General features: G+C 66.0%; 13 protein-coding genes and 1 pseudogene. 5 read left to right on the top strand and 9 right to left on the bottom strand.

Annotation, left to right across the window (positions count from 1 at the left end; all coding sequences use genetic code 11):
• Positions 1–32 precede the first annotated feature (32 nt).
• Both KBZ15_RS16325 and KBZ15_RS18760 read right to left on the bottom strand, forming a co-directional pair.
• Positions 33–176 carry a hypothetical protein gene (locus tag KBZ15_RS16325; protein WP_255016250.1) on the bottom strand — a complete coding sequence of 48 codons (144 nt, stop codon included), beginning with the start codon at positions 174–176 and terminating at the stop codon, positions 33–35.
• Between the two features lie 38 nt (positions 177–214).
• Positions 215–274 (bottom strand): annotated as a pseudogene (locus tag KBZ15_RS18760) (hypothetical protein); the annotation flags it as partial.
• Between the two features lie 149 nt (positions 275–423).
• On the opposite strand from KBZ15_RS18760, the gene KBZ15_RS16320 reads away from it, so the two are divergent.
• On the top strand, positions 424–618 hold the full coding sequence (locus KBZ15_RS16320; protein WP_396123523.1) for a hypothetical protein: 195 nt from the start codon (positions 424–426) through the stop codon (positions 616–618).
• Positions 619–703: 85 nt separating this feature from the next.
• Here KBZ15_RS16320 and KBZ15_RS16315 read toward each other — a convergent pair whose 3' ends face one another.
• Complete coding sequence (locus KBZ15_RS16315; protein WP_255016249.1) at positions 704–1,153, bottom strand: CopD family protein; 450 nt, start codon at positions 1,151–1,153, stop codon at positions 704–706.
• Positions 1,154–1,191: 38 nt separating this feature from the next.
• Between KBZ15_RS16315 and KBZ15_RS16310 the strand changes: the two genes are divergently transcribed.
• A complete protein-coding gene (locus KBZ15_RS16310; RefSeq protein WP_396123522.1) occupies positions 1,192–1,404 on the top strand; it encodes an MTH1187 family thiamine-binding protein in 213 nt (70 codons plus the stop codon).
• Entirely contained in the window at positions 1,404–1,961 is a 558-nt protein-coding gene (locus tag KBZ15_RS16305) for a DUF924 family protein (RefSeq protein ID WP_255016248.1), read from the top strand. The genes KBZ15_RS16310 and KBZ15_RS16305 overlap by 1 nt, the downstream gene beginning before the upstream one ends.
• Here the strand turns inward: KBZ15_RS16305 and KBZ15_RS16300 are convergent.
• From KBZ15_RS16300 to KBZ15_RS16290, 3 genes are all read right to left on the bottom strand, one after another.
• Complete coding sequence (locus KBZ15_RS16300; RefSeq protein WP_255016247.1) at positions 1,950–3,767, bottom strand: HAD-IC family P-type ATPase; 1,818 nt, start codon at positions 3,765–3,767, stop codon at positions 1,950–1,952. The two genes, KBZ15_RS16305 and KBZ15_RS16300, sit on opposite strands and share 12 nt — an antisense overlap.
• Positions 3,688–4,341 carry a hypothetical protein gene (locus KBZ15_RS16295; protein ID WP_255016246.1) on the bottom strand — a complete coding sequence of 218 codons (654 nt, stop codon included), beginning with the start codon at positions 4,339–4,341 and terminating at the stop codon, positions 3,688–3,690. Before KBZ15_RS16295 ends, KBZ15_RS16300 begins: the two co-directional genes overlap by 80 nt.
• 72 nt (positions 4,342–4,413) lie before the next feature.
• Positions 4,414–4,644, bottom strand: coding sequence for a galactose oxidase (locus tag KBZ15_RS16290; protein ID WP_255016245.1), 231 nt, complete (start codon positions 4,642–4,644; stop codon positions 4,414–4,416).
• 92 nt (positions 4,645–4,736) lie between these two features.
• Here KBZ15_RS16290 and KBZ15_RS16285 point away from each other — a divergent pair, with 92 nt between their 5' ends.
• Complete coding sequence (locus tag KBZ15_RS16285; protein WP_255016243.1) at positions 4,737–4,919, top strand: hypothetical protein; 183 nt, start codon at positions 4,737–4,739, stop codon at positions 4,917–4,919.
• Positions 4,920–4,988: 69 nt separating this feature from the next.
• Here KBZ15_RS16285 and KBZ15_RS16280 read toward each other — a convergent pair whose 3' ends face one another.
• Genes KBZ15_RS16280 through KBZ15_RS16270 form a run of 3 tightly spaced genes read right to left on the bottom strand, consistent with a single transcriptional unit; the run spans position 4,989 to position 6,021 of the window.
• Positions 4,989–5,366 carry a hypothetical protein gene (locus KBZ15_RS16280; RefSeq protein ID WP_255016242.1) on the bottom strand — a complete coding sequence of 126 codons (378 nt, stop codon included), beginning with the start codon at positions 5,364–5,366 and terminating at the stop codon, positions 4,989–4,991.
• Positions 5,353–5,721: a nucleotidyltransferase domain-containing protein gene (locus KBZ15_RS16275; RefSeq protein ID WP_255016241.1), complete on the bottom strand. Its 369-nt coding sequence runs from the start codon at positions 5,719–5,721 to the stop codon at positions 5,353–5,355. Before KBZ15_RS16275 ends, KBZ15_RS16280 begins: the two co-directional genes overlap by 14 nt.
• 42 nt (positions 5,722–5,763) lie before the next feature.
• Complete coding sequence (locus tag KBZ15_RS16270; protein WP_255016240.1) at positions 5,764–6,021, bottom strand: type II toxin-antitoxin system HicA family toxin; 258 nt, start codon at positions 6,019–6,021, stop codon at positions 5,764–5,766.
• Between KBZ15_RS16270 and KBZ15_RS16265 the strand changes: the two genes are divergently transcribed.
• Positions 5,999–6,178, top strand: coding sequence for a DUF924 family protein (locus KBZ15_RS16265; RefSeq protein WP_255016239.1), 180 nt, complete (start codon positions 5,999–6,001; stop codon positions 6,176–6,178). The two genes, KBZ15_RS16270 and KBZ15_RS16265, sit on opposite strands and share 23 nt — an antisense overlap.
• Positions 6,179–6,249: the final 71 nt, after the last annotated feature.

Genomic DNA, 6,249 nt, shown 5'->3' with positions numbered 1-6,249 from the left:
CACGGGCGTGGGCAATGCGGGCACGGTCAATATCAACGCACAGGAGTCTGGGCAGCGGGGGCGGGCCTAACCCCATGGCGACTGCGCTGGATCACCTCACCCGCCTGGAGCAGCAGCGATTCACCGGCCTGAAAGGGCTGCCAGTGCTCGTCGGTGGTGAGCGCCGAGAAATCCACCTGCAGCAGCGGATCCGCCGCTGCTGCAGGCTAGTGGCGGTGTCAAACAGCCACTGGCCGTTGCTGATCAGGGCATTGAAGGTGCCCTGCTCGGCCAGTTTGGCAGCGCAGTGGTGCAGTTGCTCAAATACCGCAGCCGCGTTGCTGGAATCGACCCCACTGTGATCAAGCCCTCGATGCGCTGGGCTGTGGTTTTGGCCTGATCCTCACCACCGCCCGTGCGCTCGGTGAATTCGGCGCCGTAGCCGTGGTTAGCGGCAACATCGCTGGCCAAACCCAAACCCTGCCGCTTTTTATTGAAGACGCCTACACGCAATACGACACCGAACTGGCCTACGGCGCTGCCCTAATCCTGGGGGGAGTTGGTCTGGTGTCGCTGCTGCTGAAGCTGGTGGTTGAACAGCTGATGGGTGGGGTGAAGGAGAGCAAGCCGATCAACTGAGGGTTGCTGAGGGCCGATGCCCTACAGAGATGGCAGGACCAACACCCCAATCCCAATAGGAGCTCCCTTCTCCATGCTCCTCTGTTCAGTCCAGCCCGCCCAGCCGGATCAGAGCCCCCACCACCACGAAGGCGATCGCCAGAGCGGTGATGCCGCGGATGTGGCAGCCCAGGCCGCTCAGGTTGGCGTCGGTGAGGTTGGGGATCAGCCGCAACCGGGCGTGCAGGGCTAGGGCTGCGGTGCCAGCCAGCAGCAACAGCTTGACGCCCACCAACATCCCAATCGGGTTGGCCGGGCTGAACAGCCCCTGGAAGCCGGGGAGATAGATCCAGCCCATCCACAAACCGGTGAGCACCTGAATGGCCAGGGCCGTGAGCCCCAGCGGCTCAAAGACCTCCTCGAAGGCGCGGACCTGGGCCGCGCTCTGTGCTCGCAAGGCCCTGGGGAGCACCCCCAGATCCAGCACCAAATGCCCACCGGTCCACACCGTGGCGGCCAGGGCATGAACAATTACCAGCAGCGGAAAAACAGACACAGCAGCTCCTTTGCAGGTGCCTCCACGATGGGTGCAATGTGCCGGGTCTGACCATGAAGGTGATCGTGGATCAATGCGTGGTGCCGATCGAGGGCGAGTGGGAGCCGGTGTTCCAGGCAATTGAGGCCTGCCACCAGACGGTGCACGCCAAGGGTTTCCCTCGCGTCTACACCACCGTCAAAATCAATACCCGCACTGACAAGGAGCAGACCCTGGAAAACAAAGTGGCCAGTGTGCGGGCACTGCTCTGATGGATGCTTTGCGGGAAAAGGCCAGCGAAGTTCTCGAGTTCTGGTTTGCCGAAACCCGGCCGCACCAGTGGTTCGCCAAGGACCCGGCCTTTGACGACCTGGTGCAGCAACGCTTTCTCAGGCTGATCCGCCAGGCGATCGCCGGTGAACTCGACTCCTGGAGTGCTGAGCCGTGCCGTGCCCTGGCGCTGGTGCTGCTGCTGGATCAATTCCCACGCCAAATCTGGCGCGATTCAGCGATGGCCTTTGCCGGCGATCCCCAGGCGCTGGCCCTAAGTCAGAAGGCGGTGGAACTGGGCTGGCTGGCGGCCGAACCTGAGCAAGCACGGCGGCAGTTTTGGTTGATGCCGCTGATGCACTCGGAAGACCTGGCGGTGCAGGACGAGGCGCTGCCGCTATTTGACCAGTTCACCGATCCCCGCACCGTTGATTTCGCTCGCCGACACCGGGATGTGATCGCCCGCTTCCAGCGTTTTCCGCATCGCAATGCTGCATTGGGTCGGGTGTCGAGCGCGGCGGAGCTGGCCTTTCTCCAGACGCCAGGCTCACGCTTCTGAGCTGCGCCACAGGGTCTGTCGCTCGCTGGCCACAGCCAGCAGCGCCATGACGAGAACCACCAGCAGCAGCACTGCTGTCGCCTGGTGGCCCAGGGGCATCAGCTGCAGCAGGGACGGCAGACCTGGGATGACCTGCAGCAGCAGCCACAGCCCCAGCCCCAGCCCCAGACCGATAGCGCCCCCCAGTTGGGTAAGGCGGTGGCGGGGTTCGCCGTTTAGCCACACCAGCACGCCGCCACCGAGCAGCAGCAGCGCGAACACCAGGCTGCGCCGCTCCACCGTTTCAAGGCCCGGCCAGCAGGCCAGGATCAGGGCCAGCAGGGCAAAGACGCCCCCCTGCAGTAGGGCCCGTCGCCAGGTGGCGGCACCGAATAAGGGCGCCTCGGGCGGCCGCGGGGGCTGCTTCATCAGGCCGCGGCTGGCGGGCAGGGCTTCGAACACCACGGTGCAGGCCGGATCGATCACCAGGTGCAGCAGGGCGATGTGCAGCGGCAACAGCAGCAGCGGTTGACCGGGAACCAGCAGCGGCAACAGGCTGATGGCGGCGATCGGCAGATGAATCGCCAACGTGTACCCCAGGGCGCGGTGCAGGTTGGCCTCGATACGGCGGCCCAGGGCCAGGGCCTCCACCAGGCTGCTGAAGTCGTCCTGCAGCAGCACCAGATCGGCCGACTCGCGCGCCACAGCGGTGCCACGCTTGCCCATCGCCACGCCGATGTCGGCGGCCTTGAGGGCTGGGGCGTCGTTGACGCCATCGCCGCCCATCGCCACCACCTCACCGGCTGCCTGCAACGCCTGCACCAGCTGCAGCTTCTGCTGCGGCAGCACCCGCGCGAACACGCTCACCTGCGCCACCTGGCCGGCCAGCTCCCGAGGGCTAAGGGCCTCCAAATCGACCCCGCTCAGCACCGGCCCCGGGGGCAGCCCGGCCTGATCGGCGATTGCCCTGGCGGTCTGCGGCCCATCGCCAGTGATCATCACCACCCGTACACCGGCCCCATGGGCCCGGGCGATGGCTGCTGGAACCTCTGAGCGCAACGGATCGGCCAGGGCGATCAGGCCCGCAGGCTCAAACAGGTAGTCGTGGACATTGGCGGGCGGGCTGCCGGCCTGCGGCCCCATCCCGGAACCGTTGAGTTGGGGGTGTAGGGGAGCACCATCGAGTCCGCGGGCCACCGCCAGCACCCGAAACCCCTGGCCTGCCAGCTCAGCCGCCGCAGCGAGCAAGGCTTCACTCGCTCCTGGTTCCAGGTGGCAGAGCTGGACGATGGCCTCCGGAGCCCCTTTGGCCGCCAGATGGGGCTGACCGGCGCCGTCGTGCCACAGCTGGGAATAGACGAGCAGATCGCTCTGCAACGGGTATTCCCGCGCCAGGGGCCAGTCGGGATGGAGGTGTTCGCTGTGGCCGAGCTCCTGATCCGCCAGTCGCTGGATGGCGAGCTCCATCGCATCCACCGGATCGTGGCGGCTGGCCAGCACCGCCAGCTCCAGCACCCCATGCCAGGGCTCCGCGAGCGCTTCTCCGCGGCGCCAGCGCTCACCTGTTGGCCAGGTGAGCAACTGGGCCACTGCCATACGGTTCTCGGTCAGCGTGCCGGTCTTGTCGACCGCCAGCACCGTGGCACTGCCCAGACTCTCGACGGCCGCCGGCCGGCGCGCCAGCACGCCAATGCGGGCCAGGCGCAGGGCACCGAGCGCCAGAAACAGCGCCAGCACCACCGGGATCTCATTGGGCAGCACCGCCAGCGCCAGCGCCAGGGCCGCCAGCAGCGCCGTGCTCCAGTCGCCGCTGAAGCCACCCTGCACAAGCGGCCAGCGCCGCGCAGAGGGCCAGGGCCAGCAGGCTGAGCCGGGCAGTGAGCCGGCGGGTGTGGCGCTGGAGACGTGTCGGGGGCGGCTCCACCTCGGCCAAGCTGCGGCCGATCTGGCCGAGTTCGGTGGCCTCCCCCACCGCTACCACCGTCGCCCAGCCCCGACCGCTGGCCACCAGCGAGCCGGCCCGCAGCAGATCGCCTGGCTGCTCGCGGGCCACCGGCAGCGATTCCCCCGTTAGCAGCGATTCATCCAGCCACAGGCCCACCCCCTCCAGCAGCTGCGCATCGGCGGCCACCCGGTCACCCTCCTCGAGCCGCAGCTGATCCCCAGGACCTAGCTGCTCGGGAGGGAGCTCCAGCTCCACCCCATCGCGGCGCACATGAGCCAGTGGGGCGGAGAGACGCGCCAGTTCCGCCAGGGCGCGCCGGCTGCGGCGCTGCTGCCAGGCATCCAGAAGGCTGATGCCCGCCACGAACACCAGCAGAATCGCCGCCTCCTGCGGTTCACCGATCAGGCCGTAGATCAGCGCGCAGGCCAGCAGCAGCAGGTTGGTGGGCTCCAGCACAGCGGGATCGCGCTTTGTCTGATGCTGATCAGGACTGTCGGCTTTGGCCCGGCAAGAGGGCGGCGGCCGCGATCAGCAGCTAGGCCCATCCGTCCTGCGTACCAAGTCATCGCTCCAGCCCTGGCAGCGGCTGGTGAGCCCCGGGATGCAGTTCACCCCGGCGTGGTGTCTGAACCAGTGGCAGGTCATGCAGACCTTGCGGCTGCGGGTCTTGAGCAGCATCTCATCGAGGTAGGGCCACTCCTCGATCGGGAGATCGAGCCGGGCATTCAGTGCTGCGGGTCGGGGAAGAGAGGCGCCCATGACTCATCCATTGCGTACGCATGTACTAGCACGGTTGAAGGAGCTTGGATGGCGCGGTCGTCGGTGCTGGATACCGTTCGGTCAAAGGAGAGATGCCGTTGCTCCGCGAGCTTGTTCTGGCCATCGGCATCCCCCTGGCCCTGCTGCTGCTGGCGGTGCCGCAACGGTTGGCCGAGCGTCCGTCCTGGCTGTGGAACACCAGCATCGGGCTGATCATTGTTCTGTCGCTGCTGCGCTGGTTACTGCAGCGCCCCAAGCTCAGGCTGGCCGGCTAATGCAGCTCACCGTAAGGATCAGACGCGCCTACCAACTCCGAAGAGACCTTCTGGGACTCTTCGTGGAGCTCATGGGCTGGGACCTCCCTCAGGAGAGCCCCCGGCCTCAATCGCCCTGACTACGTGGGCCTCTAAAGCGTGAAGCAGGGGCGGCCAGCTGTGACGATCGGGGGTGTCATCCAGCGGCAGGTCGTCGTAACGGAACACCGTGCCGAACGGCGTGAGGGTCTGCACGGCCTCGAAGCGCTCGGGCAGGGGAATGCTGTGGCTTGCCAGCAGATCAAGGAGCAGGCCGATGTTGTGGCTGCGAGGATAGTCGTGCCCGTGCAGGGCGTGATAGCCGAGGGTCTCATCGTCGATGGCTGGATCATCCAGCAGCCTGTCGAGCACGGCCAGGTCCTGAGCCGCCTTGCGCTGCAGCAGTCGTGCCTGATCAGAGCGAGTCATGGAGCACTCGACCCTCCCTGTGCGCTGCATACTCCACGGTGGCAGGAATCTGGCAGCGCTTGTTGTAACTGGCCTGGCTGGTCACGACCAGATCCACCGACATCAACACGCCCCGCAGCGCTTTTTGAAGGCGCACTATTTCGCTGTAGCGGCTGGTGAGCTGGGTTTCTATCACCAGCAAATCGAGATCGTTGGCTGCGGCCAGCTCGCCACGGGCAGCTGATCCGAACGCGATCAGCCGTAGCGGAGAAGCCGCCGCCGCCAGGCGGGTGACCACGTCGTTGACCTTGTCGGCCGTGACAGCCCAGGCCTGGCCTGGAGCCTCAGCAGCAACAGCAGGGTTGGATTGGGTCATGGGGCTTTGACAAACGACCGGACAGCTCGCCGGCCCTCCAGGCTAAGGCTGGCGCGACAACTGATAGCTCATCTCCAATTGCCGCAGCAGGGACTGACTGATCAACCCAATGGCAAAGAGGACCTCTTGGCGCAGGAGCGGCGGTGCGATGTAGCGCCCTTTTTGGGCGGAGACAGTCGTGCAGCGGCTGTTGGCATCACGAAACTGCTGGTGAGAGCCGCGCCGGCGAACCACCTCAACCCCCAGCTTGCTGAGGATTTCTATCAACTCCGATGGCTTGAGAACTGGAATTGACCCCACGCTCAAGCCGCCTCTGCTCGAGAGGTTCAGCGATCCGCGCTCCACCGACTTCGCCCGCCGGCATCGGGATGTGATCGCCCGCTTTGGTCGCTTCCCCCACCGCAACGTCAATTCCCAGGGCGCTGTGGGTTTCGGTGATCAATCCAGTCTCTGCTGATCAAGGATTCGCGGCACTGCGCTCTTCCGGGGTCAGCAGAGCCACCACGACGTTGGTGTCCAGATAGATCA

The sequence above is a fragment of the Cyanobium sp. BA20m-p-22 genome (genome assembly GCF_024346275.1).
Classification (GTDB): domain Bacteria; phylum Cyanobacteriota; class Cyanobacteriia; order PCC-6307; family Cyanobiaceae; genus Cyanobium_A.
This window is presented reverse-complemented; position numbering and strand designations above follow the sequence as displayed.

Bases quoted from the DNA above. Each gene is read 5' to 3' on its own strand.
- KBZ15_RS16305 (WP_255016248.1), top strand. From the start codon at position 1,404: ATGGATGCTTTGCGGGAAAAGGCCAGCGAAGTTCTCGAGTTCTGGTTT.
- KBZ15_RS16290 (WP_255016245.1), bottom strand. From the start codon at position 4,644: ATGGGCGCCTCTCTTCCCCGACCCGCAGCACTGAATGCCCGGCTCGAT.
- KBZ15_RS16285 (WP_255016243.1), top strand. From the start codon at position 4,737: ATGCCGTTGCTCCGCGAGCTTGTTCTGGCCATCGGCATCCCCCTGGCC.
- KBZ15_RS16280 (WP_255016242.1), bottom strand. From the start codon at position 5,366: ATGACTCGCTCTGATCAGGCACGACTGCTGCAGCGCAAGGCGGCTCAG.
- KBZ15_RS16275 (WP_255016241.1), bottom strand. From the start codon at position 5,721: ATGACCCAATCCAACCCTGCTGTTGCTGCTGAGGCTCCAGGCCAGGCC.